At 69.1% G+C, this 19,977-nt stretch carries 14 protein-coding genes; 10 read left to right on the top strand and 4 right to left on the bottom strand.

Features of this window, described 5'->3' with window-relative positions; genetic code table 11:
* Nucleotides 1-131: 131 nt before the first annotated feature.
* Nucleotides 132-1,913 carry a fatty acyl-AMP ligase gene (locus MHN84_RS17770; RefSeq protein ID WP_241205828.1) on the top strand — a complete coding sequence of 594 codons (1,782 nt, stop codon included), beginning with the start codon at nucleotides 132-134 and terminating at the stop codon, nucleotides 1,911-1,913.
* 25 nt (nucleotides 1,914-1,938) lie between these two features.
* Nucleotides 1,939-2,718 (top strand): enoyl-CoA hydratase/isomerase family protein, encoded by a 780-nt coding sequence (locus MHN84_RS17765; protein WP_241205827.1) that lies wholly within the window; start codon nucleotides 1,939-1,941, stop codon nucleotides 2,716-2,718.
* Here MHN84_RS17765 and panB read toward each other — a convergent pair whose 3' ends face one another.
* The gene (gene panB, locus MHN84_RS17760; RefSeq protein WP_241205826.1) at nucleotides 2,719-3,561 is read right to left on the bottom strand and encodes a 3-methyl-2-oxobutanoate hydroxymethyltransferase; all 843 of its coding nucleotides are present in this window, start codon (nucleotides 3,559-3,561) and stop codon (nucleotides 2,719-2,721) included.
* A gap of 157 nt (nucleotides 3,562-3,718) precedes the next feature.
* Between panB and MHN84_RS17755 the strand changes: the two genes are divergently transcribed.
* From MHN84_RS17755 to MHN84_RS17720, 8 genes are all read left to right on the top strand, one after another.
* On the top strand, nucleotides 3,719-5,125 hold the full coding sequence (locus MHN84_RS17755) for a wax ester/triacylglycerol synthase family O-acyltransferase (RefSeq protein WP_241205825.1): 1,407 nt from the start codon (nucleotides 3,719-3,721) through the stop codon (nucleotides 5,123-5,125).
* A 56-nt stretch (nucleotides 5,126-5,181) separates the two neighbouring features.
* Nucleotides 5,182-6,717, top strand: coding sequence for an alpha/beta hydrolase (locus MHN84_RS17750; RefSeq protein ID WP_241205824.1), 1,536 nt, complete (start codon nucleotides 5,182-5,184; stop codon nucleotides 6,715-6,717).
* Nucleotides 6,711-7,160 (top strand): GNAT family N-acetyltransferase, encoded by a 450-nt coding sequence (locus MHN84_RS17745; protein WP_241205823.1) that lies wholly within the window; start codon nucleotides 6,711-6,713, stop codon nucleotides 7,158-7,160. The genes MHN84_RS17750 and MHN84_RS17745 overlap by 7 nt, the downstream gene beginning before the upstream one ends.
* Nucleotides 7,161-7,243: 83 nt before the next feature.
* Complete coding sequence (locus MHN84_RS17740; RefSeq protein ID WP_241205822.1) at nucleotides 7,244-8,719, top strand: alpha/beta hydrolase; 1,476 nt, start codon at nucleotides 7,244-7,246, stop codon at nucleotides 8,717-8,719.
* 45 nt (nucleotides 8,720-8,764) lie between these two features.
* Nucleotides 8,765-10,105 carry a type I glutamate--ammonia ligase gene (gene glnA / locus MHN84_RS17735; RefSeq protein ID WP_241205821.1) on the top strand — a complete coding sequence of 447 codons (1,341 nt, stop codon included), beginning with the start codon at nucleotides 8,765-8,767 and terminating at the stop codon, nucleotides 10,103-10,105.
* A gap of 30 nt (nucleotides 10,106-10,135) precedes the next feature.
* Nucleotides 10,136-13,120 carry a bifunctional [glutamine synthetase] adenylyltransferase/[glutamine synthetase]-adenylyl-L-tyrosine phosphorylase gene (locus tag MHN84_RS17730; protein ID WP_241205820.1) on the top strand — a complete coding sequence of 995 codons (2,985 nt, stop codon included), beginning with the start codon at nucleotides 10,136-10,138 and terminating at the stop codon, nucleotides 13,118-13,120.
* Nucleotides 13,121-13,178: 58 nt separating this feature from the next.
* On the top strand, nucleotides 13,179-13,808 hold the full coding sequence (locus MHN84_RS17725; protein WP_241205819.1) for a PaaI family thioesterase: 630 nt from the start codon (nucleotides 13,179-13,181) through the stop codon (nucleotides 13,806-13,808).
* Between the two features lie 8 nt (nucleotides 13,809-13,816).
* Entirely contained in the window at nucleotides 13,817-14,677 is an 861-nt protein-coding gene (locus MHN84_RS17720) for a TIGR03619 family F420-dependent LLM class oxidoreductase (protein ID WP_241205818.1), read from the top strand.
* Here the strand turns inward: MHN84_RS17720 and MHN84_RS17715 are convergent.
* From MHN84_RS17715 to MHN84_RS17705, 3 genes are all read right to left on the bottom strand, one after another.
* Complete coding sequence (locus MHN84_RS17715) at nucleotides 14,666-17,170, bottom strand: Ig-like domain-containing protein (protein WP_241205817.1); 2,505 nt, start codon at nucleotides 17,168-17,170, stop codon at nucleotides 14,666-14,668. The genes MHN84_RS17720 and MHN84_RS17715 overlap by 12 nt on opposite strands.
* A 162-nt stretch (nucleotides 17,171-17,332) precedes the next feature.
* Nucleotides 17,333-17,782, bottom strand: coding sequence for a DoxX family protein (locus MHN84_RS17710; protein ID WP_241205816.1), 450 nt, complete (start codon nucleotides 17,780-17,782; stop codon nucleotides 17,333-17,335).
* 9 nt (nucleotides 17,783-17,791) lie between these two features.
* On the bottom strand, nucleotides 17,792-19,945 hold the full coding sequence (locus tag MHN84_RS17705; protein ID WP_241205915.1) for an MDR family MFS transporter: 2,154 nt from the start codon (nucleotides 19,943-19,945) through the stop codon (nucleotides 17,792-17,794).
* Nucleotides 19,946-19,977: the final 32 nt, after the last annotated feature.

Raw genomic sequence — 19,977 nt, 5'->3', positions numbered from 1 at the left:
AGGGGGCCCACAAGATTGCCATACCGAGGTGAACCGCGAATCCGCTCGTCGTTATCGAACCGGAACCGAGTCGGAATCGGACTCGCGGGACACGTGCGCGCGAACCTGAGAACCACTCTTACAATTCTCTTATGAGTCCAGAGATGAGGCTCGAGGACTATCTCGATGCCGAAGGCAACATCGAGATTCCCGCCGGAGTCACGCTGACGTCGTTCATGGATCGCCACGCCGAGCAGTCGGGCGAGGCGCCCGCCTACCGCTATCTCGACTACGACCGGGACTGCACGGTCGAGCTGAGTTGGGCGGCCCTGCGAACTCGATTACGTGCCGTCGGCGCGCGGCTCCAGCAGATCACCGACACCGGCGACCGGATCGCCATCCTCGCGCCGCAGGGCGTGGAGTACGTGGTCGGATTCTTCGCCGCCATCCAGGCCGGCGGCATCGCGGTTCCGCTGTTCGCACCTGAACTGCCCGGGCACGCCGAACGCCTCGAGGCCGTGCTCGGCGACGCGCAGCCGACCGTCGTACTGACCACCACGGCCGCGGCCCCGGCGGTCCGCGACTTCATCAAGACGATTCCGCGGGAGCGGCGGCCGAGGATGCTCGCCGTCGACGCCGTGCCTGACGCCGTCGGCGAGCACTTCACCCCCGCACGCATCGCCACCGACGACATCGCCTACCTGCAGTACACGTCCGGATCCACCCGCACCCCGGCCGGCGTCGAGATCACCCATCGCGGCGCCGCGACCAATGTGGTGCAGATGATCGAGTCCGTGGGCTTGGACTGGAACACCCGCAGCGTCAGCTGGTTGCCGCTGTTCCACGACATGGGGCTGTTGATGATCATGTTCCCGGCGCTGGTCGGCGGCCACATCACGTTGATGTCGCCGGTGGCCTTCGTGCGCCGGCCCTACCGCTGGCTCCGTGAGCTGGGCGCATCCGACAAGCCCACGTTCGCCGCCGCGCCCAACTTCGCGTTCGAACTCGCCGCCCAGCGTGGCCGCCCGCCCGCGGACGAGACGCTGGACCTGAGCAACGTGGCCGGTCTGATCAACGGCTCCGAACCGGTCAGCATGGCGTCGGTCGATGCGTTCGTCGCGGCGTTCGCGCCGTACGGACTCGACCCCGCTGCGATCAAACCGTCCTACGGCATGGCCGAAGCCACCCTGTTCGTCTCCACCACCGAGTCCGGTACCGCCCCGAAGGCTGTGCACCTCGACCGGCAGGCGCTGGGCGGGGGAGACGCCGTCCAGGTCGGCGCCGACGATGCCGACGCCGTGGTCAGCGTGTCGTGCGGGCAGATCGCCCGCAGCCAGTGGGCGGTGATCGTCGACCCGCAGACCGACGCCGAGCTGCCCGACGGACGGGTCGGTGAGATCTGGTTGCACGGCGACAACATCGGCCGCGGGTACTGGAACCGTACCGACGAGACCGAGCTGACGTTCCGCAACAAGCTGCAGTCCCGGCTGGCCGAGTACAGCCACGCCGAAGGTGCCGCCGAGAGCGCTCTGTGGTTGCGCACCGGTGACCTCGGCGTCTACATCGACGGCCAGCTGCACATCACCGGGCGCGTCAAGGATCTCGTGATCGTCGACGGCCGCAATCACTACCCGCAGGACATCGAGGCGACGGTCGCCGAGGCGTCCAAGGCCGTGCGTTCCGGCTTCGTCGCCGCGTTCTCGGTGCCCGGTGTCGGACGCGAAGAGGTGGTGATCGTCGCAGAACGCGCCCCGGGCGCCGGACGCGCCGATGCCGCGCCCATCGTCGACGCCATCCGCGCTGCCGTCTCGCGACGCCACGCCATCCCGCTAGCCGACATCAAACTCGTTGCGGCAGGGGTGATCCCGCGGACCACCAGCGGCAAGCTGGCGCGCCGCGCCTGCCGCGCTCGCTACCTCGACGGCACCCTGTAGAACGCCGCGCGATAGCGTCGCCGGTGTGAGCGACTTCCACACCATCGACGTGCAGCGCAGCGCAGGGCTGGTGCGCCTGACGCTGAATCGGCCCGCCGCCGCCAACGGCATCAACGCCGAGATGGCGGGCGAACTCGCCGCCGCGGCCGCTGCGTGCGACGACCCCGCGGTCAGAGTCGTCGTCATCACCGGCGCCGGCCGCTTCTTCAGCGCCGGAGGCGATCTCAAGGAGTTCGCCTCCGCGCCGCACCGCGGCCGCCATCTCAAGGGCGTCGCCGACGACCTGCACCGGGCGATCTCGACGTTCGCGCGCTGCGACGCCGTGGTGATCACCGCGGTCAACGGTGCCGCGGCGGGCGCGGGATTCTCGTTGGCGGTCCTCGGGGACATCACTGTCGCCGCGGAATCGGCGTCCTTCACGATGGCCTACACCCGCGTCGGATTGACCCCCGACGGCGGCGCCACCTACCTGCTGCCGCGCCTGGTGGGGATGGCGCGCGCCAAGGAACTGATGCTGACCAACCGCAGGCTCTCGGCTCAGGATGCGCTGCAGTGGGGTCTGGTCACCGAAGTCGTCGCCGACGACGCCCTCACGGCCCGCGTGGACGACCTCGCCGCCGGGTTGCTGCGCACGTCGGGCGGCGCCAACGGCGGCGTCAAAGCGTTGCTGCTCGACAGCTTCGGCAACGGCGTGGAAGCCCAGATGGAACTCGAGGGCCGAATGATCGCCGGCCGCGCCGAATCCGCCGACGGCCGGGAAGGTGTCGACGCGTTCCTGGCGAAACGCACCCCCGACTTCGCCTGACTAGAAGGAGTGCTCCTCGGCGGGGAACGCCCCCGTCGCCACCTCGGCGGCGTATTGCGTTGCAGCGCGGCGCAATTCGTCACCCACGGCGCCGAACCTCTTGACGAACTTGGCGGTGCGGCCGCTGGTCATGCCGGCCATGTCCTGCCAGACGAGCACCTGACCGTCGCAGTTCGGGCCGGCGCCGATACCGACGGTCGGGATGGTCAGCTTGCCGGTGATCTGGGTGGCCAACTCGGCGGGCACCATCTCCATCACCACCGCGAACGCACCGGCCTCCTGCACGGCGATCGCGTCGTGGATCGTCTGCTCGGCGCCGTCACCGCGGCCCTGCACCTTGAACCCGCCGAGGCCGTTGACGCTCTGCGGGGTGAAGCCGATGTGCGCCATCACCGGGATGCCCGCCGCGGTGAGTGCCGCGATCTGCTCGGCCACCCGCTCGCCGCCCTCCAGCTTCACCGCATGGGCACCCGTCTCCTTCAGGAACCGGGTGGCCGTCTGGAGCGCCTGGGCAGCGCCGCCCTCGTAGCTGCCGAACGGCAGGTCGGCCACGACCAGCGCATGAGGTGCACCCCGAACGACGCCGCGCACCAGCGGGATCAGCTCGTCGATGGTCACCGGGACGGTGGTGTCATAGCCGTAGACGACGTTGGCCGCAGAGTCGCCGACCAGCAGCACAGGAATCTCCGCCTGGTCGAACACCGCGGCGGTCGAGTAGTCGTACGCCGTCAGCATCGCCCACTTGTGGCCTTCGGACTTCCACTTGGCGAGGTGATGAGTGCGGATCTTGATCCGCGCCGCGGGGGTCTGCGTGGCAGCGCCGTACACACTCTGTTCAGACATCGATGTCTCCAGATGGGTGGTCGTTTCGGATCCTCGAGGCCGCTCCGGGTCCCCGGGTTCCACTGACCCGTCAAGTCTGCCACCGCGTCACCAGAAGTTGAACAACGCGTTAAGTGGATTTGCTCACATCTGTTCGCGGCGCGCTTACGATCGGCGGATGCAACGGCTCAGCGGGCTCGACGCCAGTTTTCTCTATCTCGAGACCGCGGCGCAGCCGTTGCACGTGTGCTCGATCCTCGAGCTGGACACCTCCACGATGCCCGGCGGCTATTCGTTCGCCCGGTTCCGCGACCTGCTGGCCGAACGCATCCGCGCGATGCCCGAGTTCCGGGAACGCCTGGCCGACAACCGATTCAATCTCGACCATCCGGTGTGGGTGGACGATCCGGATTTCGACGTCGACCGACACCTGCACCGGATGGGTTTGCCGTCACCCGGCGGGCCGCGCGAACTGGCCGACATCTGCGGACACATCGCCTCCCTTCCGCTGGACCGCACCCGCCCGCTGTGGGAGATGTGGGTGATCGAGAACCTCGGCGGGGCCCCGGGCGGCGACGACGGTGAGCGCATCGCGGTGATGACCAAGGTGCACCACGCAGCCGTCGACGGCGTCACCGGCGCCAACCTGATGTCGAAGCTGTGCACCACCGAGCCCGACGCGCCCGCCCCCGAGCCCGTCGCCGGTCCCGGCGGCGGCAGCGACCTCGAGATCGCGGTCAGCGGTGCGGTGCGTTTCGTCAGCCGGCCGCTCGGGCTGGTCAACGCGGTGCCCAACACGCTGACCTCCGTGATCGACACCGTCCGGCGGGTCCGCAGCGGAATGACGATGGCCCCGCCGTTCGTCGCCCCCAAGACCGCGTTCAACGCCAACGTCACCGGCCACCGCAACGTGGCGTTCGCGCACCTCGACCTCGACGACGTCAAGACCGTCAAGAACCACTTCGGCGTCAAGGTCAACGACGTGGTGATGGCCCTGGTCTCCGGTGTGCTGCGCACGTTCCTGCTCGACCGTGGCGAGCTGCCGAACAATTCACTGGTCGCGATGGTGCCGGTGTCGGTGCACGAGAAGTCCGACCGGCCCGGCCGCAACCAGGTGTCGGGCATGTTCGCGCGGCTGGAGACCAACATCGCCGACCCGGTCGAGCGGCTCGAGGCGATCGCGGAAGCCAACACCGTTGCCAAACAACACAGTTCGGCGATCGCAGCCACCCTGCTGCAGGACTGGACGCAGTTCGCCGCGCCCGCGGTGTTCGGCGCGGCGATGCGGGTCTACGCCAGCAGCAGGCTCAGCGGCGCCCGGCCGGTGCACAACCTGGTGGTCTCCAACGTCCCCGGGCCTCAGGGCCGGCTCTACATGCTGGGCTGCGGCGTGGAGGCGATGTATCCGCTGGGGCCGATCTTCCACGGCTCCGGACTGAACATCACCGTGATGTCGCTGTCGGGCAACCTCGACGTCGGCATCGTGAGCTGCCCCGAACTGGTGCCGGACCTGTGGGACATGGCCGACGACTTCGCGGTGGCCATGAAAGAACTGCTCAACGCCGTCGAACGGGCGACCAAGTAGGCGCTCCGACCGCGCCTCGCCAGCACAGATGCCCGGTCATGGCAGCATGTGTTGCCATGAAGCTCATGACCGGGATCGCGCGATCCGGACTCGTCCTCGCGGCGGTCATGCTGCTCGTCGCCGGCTGCAGCAAGATCGTCGACGGCCGGGCGATGCTCGCGGTCCCTCGTCCCGGTTCGCCGATCCAATGGAACGCGTGCAAGCCCGTCGGACCATCGGACCGCTCCCGCGTCCCCACCGGCGCCGAGTGCGGATTGCTGTCGGTCCCGGTCAACTGGGACAACCCCGAGAGCGCCGACGGCGACGTCGCCCAGCTCGCCGTGGTGCGGTTCAAGGCCACCGGCCAGAAGATCGGCTCGCTGATCGTCAACCCGGGCGGGCCCGGCGAATCGGGGGTCAACGCCGCGGTCAACATGCTCGCGACTCTGCCCGAGCCGCTACGCGAGCGGTTCGACCTGGTGGGCTTCGACCCGCGTGGGGTGGCGAACTCCTCACCCGCCGTGTGGTGCAACAGCGACGCCGACAACGACCGGCTGCGCGCCGACAACGTGGTGGCCTACACCCCCGAGGGCGTGGCCCACATGGAGAAGCTGACCAAGGAATTCGTGCAGCGCTGCGTCGACAAGATGGGCAAGAACTTCCTCGCCAACGTCGGCACCGCGAGCGTGATCAAGGATCTCGACGCGCTGCGCCAGGCCCTCGGCGACGAGAAGCTCACCTACCTCGGATACTCCTACGGCACCCGCATCGGTGCCGGTTACGCCGAGGCCTACCCGGACAAGGTGCGCGCGATGGTCCTCGACGGCGCGGTCGATCCGAACGCCGATCCGCTCGAGGCCGACATCCGCCAGGCCGCCGCATTCCAGAAGGCATTCGACGATTACGCGGCGGACTGCGCCAAGGACCCGAGCTGCCCGCTGGGCACCGACCCGGCCAAGGCCGTCGACGTCTACCAGTCCCTGGTGTGGCCGCTGGTGGACAAGCCCGCCGCCACCGCCGACCCCCGCGGCCTGAGCTACTCCGACGCGGTGGTCGGCACGATCCTGCCGCTGTACTCGCCGAACCTGTGGCGCCACCTCACCCAGGCGCTGACCGAGATCAAGGAGGGCCGCGGCGACACCATGCTCTCGCTGGCCGACCTGTACATGGGTCGCGACGCCCAAGGCCACTACAACAACTCGACCGACGTGCGCGTCGCGGTGAACTGCGTCGACAAACCGGCGATCACCGACCGGGCCACGCTCGTCGACCAGGACCGGCGCCTGCGCGAGGCCGCGCCCTTCATGAGCTACGGCAAGTTCACCGGTTACGCACCGCTGGGTACGTGCGCGATGTGGCCCGTGCCGCCGACCAGTCAGCGCCACGAGATCAAGGTCAACGGTCTGCCGCCCGTGCTGGTGGTGTCCACGACCAACGATCCGGCCACGCCCTATCAGGCCGGCGTGAACCTGGCCGAGCAACTGGGCGGAAGCCTGCTCACCTACGAGGGCACCCAACACACCGTCGCCCTGCAGGGCAACGCCTGCGTCGACGAGATCGCCACCCGGTACCTGCTCGACCTGACGGTGCCCCCGCCCGGCGCGCGATGCTGACGATCACCCGCGTCGGTGACGCGGACCTGACCGACCTGATGCCCCTGATGCGCGGATACTGCGACTTCTACCGGGTAAACCCGAGTGATGCCGACCTCACCGCGATGATGCGTGCCCTGATCGCCGATCCGCGCGAAGGCCTGCAACTCATCGCCCGCGACGACACCGGCGCCGCAGTGGGTTTCGCGACCGTGTTCTGGACGTGGCAGACGCTCTACGCCGCGCGGGTCGGCGTGCTCAACGACCTCTTCGTGACCGAACACGCCCGCGGCACCGGTGCCGGGCGGGCGCTGATCGACCGATGCCTGCAGCACTGCCGCGAACGCGGGGCGCAGAAACTGGTGTGGGAGACGGCGCCGGACAATGTCACCGCCCAACGCCTGTACGACGGCATCGGGGCCGAGAAATCCAGTTGGCTGACCTACGAACTGGACGCCGGATAACAGCCCGGTCACCGTTGAGCCCCAGGGGAAGCCACCCGCGGGATTGCGTGACAGCATGTACTCCCATGTGGCGGGTGGGACGGATGATCGCGGCTGTGTGCGTGCTGAGCGCTGCGCTGTGTCCCACCGCGACCGCCACTCCGGCGCCGGCGTCGGCGGTGTCCTGGGGGACGTGCGCCGACGTCATCAAGGACGCCTCCCGCGTCCCCACCGCACGGTGCACCACCGTCTCGGTGCCGGTCGACTACGCGAAACCCGATGGCGCACAAGCTCAATTGGCGGTCATCAAGGTACCGGCCAGCGGTCGCCGCATCGGCGCGCTGCTGGTGAACCCGGGCGGGCCCGGCGCTTCGGCCGTCGACACCGTCGCCGACATGGGCGCGTCGCTGACCGGCTCTCCCATCACGAACCAATTCGACCTGATCGGTATCGACCCCCGGGGGGTCGGGCACTCGACCCCGCAGCTGCGCTGCCGTACCGACGCGCAGTTCGATGCCTACCGGGCGCAGCCGATGACCGACTACAGCCCGGCCGGCGTCGCCCAGATCGAAGGCGTGCTGCGCGATTTCGCCGATGAATGCCTGTCGGCGATGGGGGCCGACTACCTGGCCAACGTCGGGACCGCGGTTGCGGTGCGCGACATGGACGCCGTGCGCGAAGCCCTCGGCGAAGCGCAGATCAACTACCTCGGTTTCTCGTACGGCACCGAACTCGGCGCGCTCTACGCCGGTCGCTACCCCGACCGGGTGCGCGCCATGGTGCTCGACGGTGCGGTGGACCCGAGCCTCGATCCGATCACCGAGAGCGTCAACCAGATGGCAGGCTTCCAGCAGGCCTTCGACCGCTACGCCGCCGACTGCATGACCGACGCCGACTGCCCGCTGGGCACCGACCCGGCCCAGGCCGTCGCGCGCTACCACCAGCTGATCGATCCGCTGGCCGCACGGCCGGCCGCCACGTCGGATCCGCGCGGGCTGAGCTATCAGGACGCGTTCACCGGCACCGTGTCGGGGCTGTACTCGCCGCGGTACTGGCCCTACATCACCAGCGGTCTGCTCGGCCTCGCCCGCGGCACCGACCCCGTCGACCTGCTGCTGCTCGCCGACGACTACCAGCAGCGAGATCGCAACGGCCACTACAGCAATAGGCAGGACGCATTCACAGCGATCCGCTGCCTCGACTCCGTGTATCCGACCGACCCGGCCGTGTGGGCCGACGCGGACCGGCGGATCCGTGCCGTGGCGCCGTTCTCGTCCTACGGACAGTTCACCGGCTTCGCGCCGCGCAACACGTGCGCGCTGTGGCCGGTGCCCCCCACGCCCGTGGTCGGGCCCGCCACGTCACCCGGGCCCGGCAAGGTCATCGTCGTCTCCACCACAGGGGACCCCGCCACCCCGTACGCGGCCGGCGTCGAGCTGGCCCGGCAGATGGGCGCCCCGCTGGTCACGTTCGAGGGCAGTCAGCACACCGTCGTGTTCAACGGCGATCAGTGCGTCGACACGACCGTCGTCGACTACCTCACCGCACTGAAGCCGCCACCGGCCGGTTTGCGGTGCTAGCAGCGCTGTAACACAGAATTAACAGGCGGAAATTAGGCTCCCACCATGGATCGGCAGAAGGAATTCGTGCTGCGCACGCTGGAAGAACGCGATATCCGCTTCGTCCGGCTGTGGTTCACCGACGTACTCGGATACCTGAAGTCGGTCGCGATCGCGCCTGCCGAGTTGGAAGGTGCCTTCGAGGAGGGCATCGGCTTCGACGGCTCGTCGATCGAAGGCTTCGCCCGCGTGTCCGAAGCCGACATGGTGGCCCGGCCCGACCCGTCCACGTTCCAGGTGCTGCCGTGGACGTCGAGCGCCGGCGAGCACCACTCGGCGCGGATGTTCTGCGACATCACCATGCCCGACGGATCGCCGTCCTGGGCGGACTCCCGGCACGTGCTGCGCCGCCAGCTGTCCAAGGCCAGCGACCTCGGCTTCTCCTGCTACGTGCATCCCGAGATCGAGTTCTTCCTGCTCAAGCCGGGCCCCGACGACGGAACCCCGCCGGTACCCGCGGACAACGGCGGCTACTTCGACCAGGCGGTCCACGACTCGGCGCCGAACTTCCGCCGCCACGCCATCGACGCGCTGGAGCAGATGGGCATCTCGGTGGAGTTCAGCCACCACGAGGGCGCGCCCGGACAGCAGGAGATCGACCTGCGCTACGCCGACGCGCTGTCGATGGCCGACAACGTCATGACGTTCCGCTACGTGGTCAAAGAGGTCGCCCTCGCCGACGGTGTACGAGCCTCGTTCATGCCGAAGCCGTTCGCCGAACATCCCGGCTCGGCCATGCACACCCACATGAGCCTCTTCGAGGGTGAGAACAACGCCTTCCACAGCCCCGACGATCCACTTCAGCTCTCCGAGGTCGGAAAGTCCTTCATCGCAGGCATTCTCGAGCATGCACAGGAGATCAGCGCCGTCACCAACCAGTGGGTGAACTCCTACAAGCGGTTGGTGCACGGCGGTGAGGCGCCGACGGCGGCGTCCTGGGGTGCGGCGAACCGCTCGGCGCTCGTGCGGGTACCGATGTACACGCCGCACAAGGCGTCGTCGCGCCGCGTCGAGGTCCGTAGCCCCGATTCGGCATGCAACCCGTATCTGACGTTCGCCGTGCTGCTGGCGGCCGGGCTGCGCGGAATCGAGAAGAACTACGCGCTGGGTCCGCAGGCCGAGGACAACGTCTGGACCCTGACCCCCGAGGAACGCAAGGCGATGGGTTACAAGGAGCTGCCCGGCAGCCTCGGTGTCGCGCTGACCGAGATGGAGAACTCCGAACTGGTCGCCGAGGCGCTGGGGGAGCACGTGTTCGACTTCTTCCTGCGCAACAAGCGCGCGGAATGGGAGAACTACCGCAGCCACGTCACACCGTTCGAGCTGAAGAACTACCTGTCGCTCTAACGGAGAACGGGCCGGACTAGATTCACCGGTATGGCCAAACCCGCGACGCAGCGTCCCAAGCTGCCCGGAGTCGGCCGACTCGGCCTCGTCGAGAAGACCGCGCAGGCCGACCTGGACCAGCTCGGCTGGAACACCGACGCCCACGTCGAGCTGCTGTGGTCGCTCTCGCGCGCCCCGGACGCCGACAGCGCGTTGCGCACGATCGTCCGGCTCTCCGAGGCGCTCGGCCGCGACTGGGCCGAGCTCGACGCCGCACTGCTCACCGACAAGCCGCTGCGGGGCCGGCTGTTCGCCGTGATCGGCTCCTCGCTGGCCCTGGGCGATCATCTGGTGGCCAATCCGCAGTCCTGGCGTCTGCTTGCGGGCCGGGTGCGGTTACCGAGCATCGACGATCTGGCGCGCATGTTCGGCGAGGTGACCGAAAAGGCAACGGGTGCACCGACTGTCACGCCCGAGCTGCGCACGCTCTACCGGGATCGACTGCTGGTGCTGGCCGCCCTGGATGTGGCACCGACGGTGGAGAACGAACCGGTGCTGCCGTTCACGGTGGTCGCCGAGCACCTGTCGGATCTCGCGGACGCAGCACTGCAGGCCGCACTGACCGTGACCACGAGGTCGGTGTGCGGGGACGGGAAAGACGAGGCGCCGCCGGCGCTCGCGGTGATCGCGATGGGCAAGTGCGGTGCGCAGGAGCTCAACTACGTCAGCGACGTCGACGTCATCTTCGTCACCGACGACGACTCGCACAGCCGGCTGGCGCAGGCCACCCGCATCGCCGGGGAGATGATGCGGCTCGCGTCCGACGCGTTCTTCGAAGTCGACGCGGCGCTGCGGCCGGAAGGCAAGCGGGGTCCGTTGGTGCGCACCCTGGACTCCCACATCGCCTACTACGAGCGGTGGGCCAAGACTTGGGAGTTCCAGGCACTGCTCAAGGCGCGGCCCGCCGCCGGCGACGCCGACCTCGGCCGCCGCTACGTCGACGCACTGATGCCGATGGTGTGGACCGCCAGCGAGCGTGAGGATTTCGTGCCCGATGTGCAGGCCATGCGCCGCCGCGTGGTGGAACTGGTCCCCGCCGGCGTGCGCTCCCGGGAGCTGAAGCTGGGTACCGGCGGTCTGCGCGACGTCGAATTCGCCGTGCAACTCCTGCAATTGGTGCACGGACGGCTCGATGAGTCGCTGCACGTGGCTTCCACGGTGAACGCGCTGGCCGCGCTCGGCGACGGCGGGTACATCGGCCGCGACGACGCGGCCAACATGACAGCGTCGTATGAGTTCCTGCGCCTGCTCGAACACCGTCTGCAGTTGCAGCGCCTCAAGCGCACCCACCTGCTGCCCGAGGACGACGACGACGAGGCGATGCGCTGGCTGGCCCGCGCGGCCCACATCCGGCCCGACGGCCGCCACGACGCGCTCGGCGTGCTGCGCGAGGAACTCAAGCGGCAGAACCACCGGGTGTCGCGCCTGCACGCGAAGCTGTTCTATCAGCCGCTGCTGGAATCGGTGGGCGAGACATCGCTGGGGATCTCCGAGGTCATGAGCACCGAGTCGGCCGAAAGGCAGCTCGCCGCACTCGGTTACGAAGGCCCGCAGAGCGCACTGACCCATCTCGCCGCGTTGACCAGCAGCAGTGGCCGACGAGGCCGGGTGCAGCAGGTGCTCCTGCCGACGCTGCTCGACTGGCTCTCCGACACCCCCGACCCCGACGCCGGCCTGCTCAACTATCGCCGGCTCAGCGATCAACTGGCCGACCATCGCTGGTATCTGGCGACGCTGCGCGACGAGGGCGCCGTGGCCAAGCGGTTGATGCATGTCCTGGGCACCTCGGCGTACGTGCCGGAGCTGCTCATGCGTGCGCCCGAGGTGATCCAGCTCTACGCCGACGGGCCCAACGGACCCAAGCTGTGCGACGTCGACACCGATGGCGTGGCGCGCTCGCTGGTCGCCTCCGCGGCCCGGCACAGCGACCCGGCCCGCGCGATCGCCGCTGCCCGCTCTTTGCGCCGTCGCGAACTGGCCCGCATCGCCTCGGCCGATCTGCTCGGGATGCTCGACGTGACGGAGGTGTGCGCGCAGCTGACGTCGATGTGGGTGGCGGTGCTGCAGGCCGCCCTCGACGCGGTGATCCGGGCGAACACCCCCGAGCAGGGCCCCCCGGCGCGCCTCGCGGTGATCGGGATGGGCCGCCTCGGCGGGCGGGAACTGGGCTACGGCTCCGATGCCGACGTGATGTTCGTGTGCGAGCCGAACGCCGGGGTCGAGGAATCGGCGGCGGTGAAATGGTCGGTGACCGTCGCCGAGCAGGTGCGCGCCCGACTCGGCACGCCGGGTGCCGACCCGCCGCTGGACGTCGACGCCAACCTGCGCCCCGAGGGTCGCTCGGGCCCGCTGGTGCGCACGCTCGCGTCCTATGAGACGTACTACTCGCAGTGGGCGCAGCCGTGGGAGATCCAGGCGCTGCTGCGCGCGCATCGGGTGGCCGGCGACCTCGAGCTGGGGGAACGCTTCCTGCTCATGATCGACAAGACCCGATATCCCGCCGGTGGCGTGTCGGCCGAAGCCGTGCAGGAGATCCGCCGCATCAAGGCGCGCGTGGACGCCGAGCGACTGCCGCGCGGAGCCGATCCGAACACGAACACCAAGCTGGGCCGAGGCGGACTCGCCGACATCGAGTGGACCGTGCAGCTGCTGCAATTGCGGTTCGCGCACAAGATCCCGGCCCTGCACACCACCTCGACCCTGGACACGCTGAACGCGATCGGCGCGGCCGAGCTGATCGCCGAAGGCGACATCGAGCTGCTGCGCCATGCGTGGCTGACCGCGACCCGGGCCCGCAACGCGCTGGTGCTGGTGCGCGGCAAGCCCACCGACCAGTTGCCCGGGCCGGGCAAGCTGCTCAACGCCGTCGCGGTGGCCGCCGGCTGGCCGGACGGCGACGGCGGGGAATTCCTGGACAACTATCTGCGTGTCACCCGGCGTGCGAAAGCCGTGGTGCGCAAGGTGTTCGGGGCCTGACGCGGTCTGAGGGCAACCCGCCCGTCCGTTTGACAGCTGTCAGTGCTAAGAAACATAGATGGACTTCACGTTCGATGTGATCAGCGCGAAGGAGTACGACGAGCAACGGCGGCGATTCGATCCGCTGACCGATGCGCTGCGCGAACTCATCGATGTGGGTATTCACACCGACGTCGACGACGCCACGGTGCTGTTGGCTCTCGAACACCTCGAGGAGGCGCATGCACTTCTCGAACAGCGCCTCCGCACCGGGCGGTCGACGCTGCGGCACGCCGAGACCGGCCGCGCCGTCGTCTGGGCCAATCCCGCGGTGGGGTTGCGCAACGCGATCGCCCCGCCGATGGTGATCGAGCGCGAGCCCGACGGGAGCTGCTGGAGCGAATTCACCCTCGGTCCGGCCTATGAGGGGCCGCCGGGCTGGGTGCACGGCGGCATCTGCGCGCTCGTGCTCGACCATCTGCTCGGAGACGTGGCGAGCCAGGGTCTGAATCTGCCGAAGTTCACGGGCACCATCAGCCTGCGCTATCTGCGCGGTACACCGCTCGGGCCGGTGCGGGCCGAGGGTTTCGTCGAGCGCGTCGAGGGGGCCAAGACCTTCGCCCGCGGCTACCTCAAAGACGCCGACGGGGCGACCGTCGAGGCCGAGGGCGTGTTCATCCTGCCCGCCTGGGCCCGGGACGCGGGCTGATCGGTCGCATGAAGATCTACGTCTCCATCGCCTTCCAGGACACCCGGGAGGCGATCGAGGTCGCCCGTGCCGCAGACGAACTCGGCTATGACGGTATCGGCATTCCCGACCACGTCGTGAATCTCGAGACCTTGCAGACCCCCTATCCGTACACCGAGGACGGCAGCCGCCGCTGGCAGGCCTTCACCGACTGGCCGGACCCGTGGGTGATGATCGGCGCCATCGCCACGCTGGCCACCCGGCTGCGCTTCGTGACCACCGTCTACCTGCCCGCCATGCGGGACCCGTATTCGGCGGCCAAAGCCATCGGCACCGCGGCCGTGCTGGCCGGCGGCCGGCTCGAGCTGGGTATCGGAGTAGGTTGGTGCCGTGAGGAATTCGAGCTCCTCGGTCAGCAGTTCGAGCGGCGGGGCAAACGTACCGACGAGATGCTCGAGCTGATGAAGGCGCTGTGGGCGCCCGGCTGGACCGAGTTCTCCGGCGAGTTCTACACCGCGCCGCGCATGGAGATGGAACCCACCCCGCCGCCCATCCCCATCTACGTCGGCGGGTTGTCCGACATCGCGCTGCGCCGCGCCGCCCGACACGACGGCTGGATCGGCGATCTCATCACCACCGACCAGGCTCTGGAGCGGATCGCCACCCTGCGTCGCATCCGGGCCGAAAACGGTTTGGACATGGCCGGTTTCGAGACGATCACACCGCTGAGCGACGCGTTCACCCCGGATCACTACGCCCGCGCGGAAGCGGGCGGCGTCACCGGCGTGATCACGATGCCGTGGATGTTCTACAGCGGTCCGGCCGCCACGCTCGAGCAGAAGATCGACGGCATGCGCCGCTTCCGTATCGACATGGGGCTAGAGGACTGACGTCACCGTGGTCGGCACGATCGTCACCCGCACCGTGATGTCCGACGTGCCGCCGTGGCCGTCGTCGACGGTGACCACGAACGCATCACGCTTGTCCGACAGTGGCGCCTTCGGTGCACCGGCCGCCGCGCGGGCGGCGTCGGTGGGCACGTAGGTGAATCCGCCGGCAGCGGTGACGACGACGCTGCCCTTCTCGGTCACGGTGGTGCCCCGGTAGATGAGCAGATCGCCGTCGGCGTCCTTGGCGGTCACCTGCCCGCTGACCAGACCGGTGGCCTCGTCGGTAGTGGCGGTGTAGGACAGCTGCGACGGCGCGCGATTCGCCGACGGCTTGATCGACACCATGACCGGGACCGCCAGCGTGCCACCGAAACCGTCGGCTGCGGTGACGACGAACGTGTCCACCTTGTCCTGTTCGGTGGCGTCGTCCGCGCCGGCCTGGTGACGTGCCGCAGCGCTCGGGGTGTAGGTGAACGTGCCGTCGGCGTTGACGACAACGCTGCCCTTGGGGGTGAGCTCGGTTCCGCTGTAGGACAACGGATCCTGGTCCGGATCGGTGGCGGTCACCGAACCGGTCACCTTGCCGGTGAACACGTTCGGGGTGCCGGCGGTGAACGAACCGTCGACGGGAGCGTGGTTCTCGCCGCCGAGCGGGGCGATCCCGACCCGTACCGTCAGCGCAGTGGTGCCGCCGTGGCCGTCGTCGATGATCACTCGGAAACTGTCGTTCTTGGCGCCCCTCGGGGCGAACGGCCGGCTCGCTCGCGCCCTCGCGGCGTCCGAGGGGGTGTAGACGAAGGTGCCGTCCTCGGCCAGCGTCACCGTGCCCTTGCGCGTCGTGGACGCGGATCGGTAGGTGAACGAGTCTCCGTCGGCGTCGACGGCGGTGATCGCACCGGTCACCACGCCGGTGTTCGGATTGGTGAACACATTCTCCACCGATGCCGAGGTGGGTGCCACGTTGGCGGGTTTGACCGCAACGGTGACAAGGGTTCTGGTGATACCGCCGTGATCGTCGGTGACGGTGATGACGAAGCTGTCCTGCTTGTCCAGCTGCGAGGCGTTGTCGGCGGATGCGGCGTGGCGGGCCTGCGCGGTCGGTGTGTAGGTGAACCGGCCCCGCTCGTCGATCACCACGGTGCCGCCCTTGTTGGTGTCGCCGACCTCGTAGGTCACCGGGTCACCGTTGGGGTCTCTCACGATGACGACGCCGGTCACCGTGGAGCTGAATGGCGATGTCCTGGTGCGCACCGTGACGTCGGGATCGATGTTGTCGGGTCTGATCGGCACGGTCAGACTCACGGTGGTGACGCCACCGTAGCCGTCGGTGACGGTCACATCGAACGTGTCGGTCTTGTCCGCCTCGGTGGCGTCGGCAGCCGCAGCGGCATGCCGTGCCGCGGCGGTCGGCATGTACGAGATGTGACCGACCTCGTCGATCGTGACGGTGCCGCCCTTGGCCGTCGGAGACAGTGAGTACGTGTAGGCGTCCCCGTCGAAGTCCCGCACGCGCACCGATACGCGGACCTCGCCGTCACCGAACGGCGACATGCGCGGCCTCGACACTCTGACGACCGGGGCGGCATTCGCCGGCGCCACCGCCACGGTGATCGGCACGGTGGTGATGTCGCCGGCGCCGTCGACGACCGTGAGCACGAAGCTGTCGGTCTGCAGTGCGGGGTCGGCGCCCACGGCGGCCGCGGCGTGCCGGGCCGCCTTGGTGGGGGTGTACTCGAACGACACCGTGTCGCCGTCGACCGAGACGACGACCGTGCCCTTGCCCGGGCCGCTGGCCACTGCCGAGTCGGCGTCGGCGACGACGACCTCTCCGGTGACCACACCGGTCTCGTCCGGCGGATTGACGACCGGCGCGTCGGCCTGCCCCAGTTGACGACGCGCAGCTGCCGCCAGCACCCACATCGCCGGCGACGCGACCGGCGCCACCGGGGCGTCCTTCGGGGTGAGCCCCGACGTCAGCAGTTCGACGAGTCGGACGCGGGTGGTGGCGGAGGCTCGCTCCTCGGTGTCGGGCTGCTGCGTGGGGGCGACGACATCGGCGGTCACCATGGGGACCTCCGCGACGGAGGCGACGAGCTTCTGCGGGGCCGGCGCGACCGTGGTGGCTCCCGACGGGGAATCGTCGTCCGGTTCGGGTGTGCGCACGCGTGTGCGCTGCACCGTCGAGGTCTCCGCGCCTGCGTCGTCACGGATCGCGCGCTGCTTGCGCTTCCGCGACGGCTTCGCGTCGTCGGTGGAGGCATCGGCGTCGGTTCTGACGGCCCGCTGGGCCTTGCGGTTGTTCCGGGTCGGCTTGTCCGGCGTCCTGCCACCGGTGTCGGATGCCGTCGTCGTGTCCGCGTTCGAGCTCACCGACGGCGTGCTGTCGCTCGAGTCGTCCGCCCACGCGACGCCCGGAGTCGCGCCGATACCGATGCCGACACCGAGCGCGAACGCCAGTGCGCCGATTCTGCCGATGTGCTTCGAAGACCCCACAGTGAATTCCCCCCGACAATTGCCAACGTGGTCAATATCGGGTCATCCTAGGGACCTCAGCAACCAAAAAGCGTGGCGTTCAGCGAATCTTTTCCTCGTGTCTGCAAACCCGAACGCCACTGGCGTTCGCTGGCGCGGGCGGTACCGGGAGCAAACGCGACGTCAGCGCCGCGCGGCCAGTGAGCCCCGCCGTCGCCCGTCGACCGCCCAGGCCCCCCCGCCGGTCGTTGCCAACAGCAAGAACCCGAAGCACAGCACCACCGCCAGCTCGCCGCCGTTGCCACCCGTCTGGGGATCGAACGGCCAGAAGCTCGCCGGCTCACCGCTGAACACCGCCCAGTGCTGCCAGAAGTAGGCCACCGCCATCTCGCCGGAGGCGATGAACGCGGCGATGCGGGTGACGAAGCCGACGGTGATCAGGGCGCCGAGGACGATCTCGAGGATTCCGGCGAACCAGAACGGCCAGGTGCCCGCGGGCACCGCCGTGCCCAGCGGCCAGCCGAACACCTTCATGGTGCCGTGAAGGAGCAGCACCACACCGGTCACGATGCGGAAGAGACTCAGGACGGGGGAGGAGTACGCGGACAGTCGGGCGTCGAGGCGTTGCGTCATACCCGCAGACTAGCGGAGCGGACCGCGGTCCGGATGGCGGTCGGGGGGACGTCTCGTCATCGATGCGTGCGAACGGAACGGGCGGGTGGGTGGCTCGGCCACCGGCGGGGCGGACAGAGCGCGCATCCGCGTGGTCTGCACGTCGGACAGCGGGGGCCGCGGCGGTGCCCCCAACTTCACCGGACGTGTCTCCGCCCGCGGGGACTGCCGCTCGAGCAACACGCTGCGGGCGAGTCGATCCAGCGCGCCCTGCACCTGCAACCGGTCGGGGCGGCCGTCGAACTCGGGTGACTGGGCCAGCATGTCGGTGATCCACGACGCGATCACGTCGCGCGCACTGTTCACCTCGGCCGCGCCCGCCGCCGTCAGCGAGTACGCGTCCCCGACCCGAGTGGCGAAACCCTCGGCGACCAGGCGGTTGAACGTGGGCTCGAGGATCTGCGGCGGCACGCGGCGCTCCTCGGCGATGTCGGTGAGATATGCCGCCCCCGTGGCGGCGGCATACCGGTACACCTGCATCGTCGCCCAGAGCCGGGGCACATCCATGCGGCTGCGCGCCGCGCGGGCGACCGCGTCGAGGTCCACCCCGTGACTGCGCTGCAGCAACCGGCCGACCGCGACCTCGAGCAGCTTCTCGGGCGTCGCGGTCGTCGGCATGCCGAACCCCTCGCCCAGATCGGTGCTCCCGGCCGCCGCGGCGTCGCGCAGCGGGACCTGCTTGAGGAACAGCGCCAGCACCAGGCCCACCACAGCGAACGGCGCCGCGAACAGGAAGACGCGGCTCAGCGAATCCGCGTACGCATCGATGATGGGTCCGGCCACCTCCGCGGGCAGTCGGTGCAACGCCTGCGGGGAGGTCGCCGCCTCCGCGGGAGCTCCGCTGCTCGCCATCGCCGCGGGCAACCGGTCGTCGAGGAAGTTGGCGAACAACGATCCGAAGATCGCCGCACCGAACGAGCTGCCGATGGTGCGGAAGAACGTGACCCCGGACGTCGCGACGCCCAGGTCGGTGAAATCGACCGTGTTCTGCACGACCAGCACCAGAACCTGCATGCTCAGCCCGATACCTGCGCCGAGCACCAGCAGATACACCGACTCCAGGAGCGTCGAGGTGTCGGCGTCCATGCGCGACAGCAGCACGAAGCCCAGCGCCATGATCGCCGTGCCCGCGATCGGGAAGATCTTGTAGCGGCCCGTCCGGCCGACGATCACACCGCTGGTCAGCGAGGTCGTCAGCAGGCCCAGAACCATCGGCAGCGTGCGCAATCCCGACTCCGTCGCGGACACGCCGTCGACGAACTGCATGAACGTCGGCAGGAACGTCAACGCGCCCAGCATCGCGAACCCGACGACGAACGACAGCACGCAGCACACCGTGAACACCGGATTCCCGAACAGCCGGATCGGCAGCACCGGTTCCTTGGCGCGGCGTTCGACGAACACGAACGCGACCAGCACCGCCACCGACACCACGAACAGGCCGATGATCGTCACCGACCCCCAGGCGTAGGTGGTGCCGCCCCAGCTGGTCGCCAGCGTCAATCCGGCCGCGCCGAGACCGACCAGCACGATGCCGGCGTAGTCGAGCACCGGCCGCGCGGTGCGGGCGAGCTCAGGGATGGCCACCGCCGCGATACCGAGGACCACGACCGCCACCGGCACGTTGATCCAGAAGGCCCAGCGCCAGGTGAGGTGGTCGGTGAACAGCCCGCCCAGCAGCGGGCCGATGACCGTCGTGACGCCGAACACCGCGCCCAGCGCACCCTGGTAGCGGCCGCGTTCGCGCAGGGGGATGACCTCGCCGATGACGGCGACCGCGGTCACCGTGATCGCACCGCCGCCGAGACCCTGCAGCGCCCGCGAGGCGACGAGCATGCCCATCGACTGCGCCAGCCCGCACAGCACCGAGCCGATCAGGAACAGCAGCACCGCGACCTGGAACACCTTCTTGCGTCCGAAGATGTCGCCGAGCTTGCCGACGACCGCGGTGACGATCGTCGACGCCAGCAGATAACTGGTCACCACCCAGGCCTGATGGCCGGCACCGCCGAGATCGGCGACGACGGTCGGCAGAGCAGTCGCGACGATCGTCTGGTCGAGCGCGGCCAGCAACATGCCGAGGACCACCGCGGTGAACACCAGGTTGCGCGAACGAAGGTCCATCTGCTCGGGGGGATTCACCTTCTCGGCTGCGG

The organism is Mycobacterium sp. PSTR-4-N (genome assembly GCF_022348085.1).
In the GTDB taxonomy this organism is placed as follows: domain Bacteria; phylum Actinomycetota; class Actinomycetes; order Mycobacteriales; family Mycobacteriaceae; genus Mycobacterium.
Note: the sequence above shows the minus strand (reverse complement) of the source record. Positions and strands in the feature narration are given on the sequence as shown.

Excerpts from the sequence above, each read along its gene's own strand:
- MHN84_RS17770 (WP_241205828.1), top strand. The coding sequence starts at position 132 with ATGAGTCCAGAGATGAGGCTCGAGGACTATCTCGATGCCGAAGGCAAC.
- panB (WP_241205826.1), bottom strand. The coding sequence starts at position 3,561 with ATGTCTGAACAGAGTGTGTACGGCGCTGCCACGCAGACCCCCGCGGCG.
- MHN84_RS17755 (WP_241205825.1), top strand. The coding sequence starts at position 3,719 with ATGCAACGGCTCAGCGGGCTCGACGCCAGTTTTCTCTATCTCGAGACC.
- MHN84_RS17750 (WP_241205824.1), top strand. The coding sequence starts at position 5,182 with ATGAAGCTCATGACCGGGATCGCGCGATCCGGACTCGTCCTCGCGGCG.
- MHN84_RS17745 (WP_241205823.1), top strand. The coding sequence starts at position 6,711 with ATGCTGACGATCACCCGCGTCGGTGACGCGGACCTGACCGACCTGATG.
- MHN84_RS17740 (WP_241205822.1), top strand. The coding sequence starts at position 7,244 with ATGATCGCGGCTGTGTGCGTGCTGAGCGCTGCGCTGTGTCCCACCGCG.
- glnA (WP_241205821.1), top strand. The coding sequence starts at position 8,765 with ATGGATCGGCAGAAGGAATTCGTGCTGCGCACGCTGGAAGAACGCGAT.
- MHN84_RS17730 (WP_241205820.1), top strand. The coding sequence starts at position 10,136 with ATGGCCAAACCCGCGACGCAGCGTCCCAAGCTGCCCGGAGTCGGCCGA.
- MHN84_RS17725 (WP_241205819.1), top strand. The coding sequence starts at position 13,179 with ATGGACTTCACGTTCGATGTGATCAGCGCGAAGGAGTACGACGAGCAA.
- MHN84_RS17720 (WP_241205818.1), top strand. The coding sequence starts at position 13,817 with ATGAAGATCTACGTCTCCATCGCCTTCCAGGACACCCGGGAGGCGATC.
- MHN84_RS17710 (WP_241205816.1), bottom strand. The coding sequence starts at position 17,782 with ATGACGCAACGCCTCGACGCCCGACTGTCCGCGTACTCCTCCCCCGTC.
- MHN84_RS17705 (WP_241205915.1), bottom strand. The coding sequence starts at position 19,945 with ATGGACCTTCGTTCGCGCAACCTGGTGTTCACCGCGGTGGTCCTCGGC.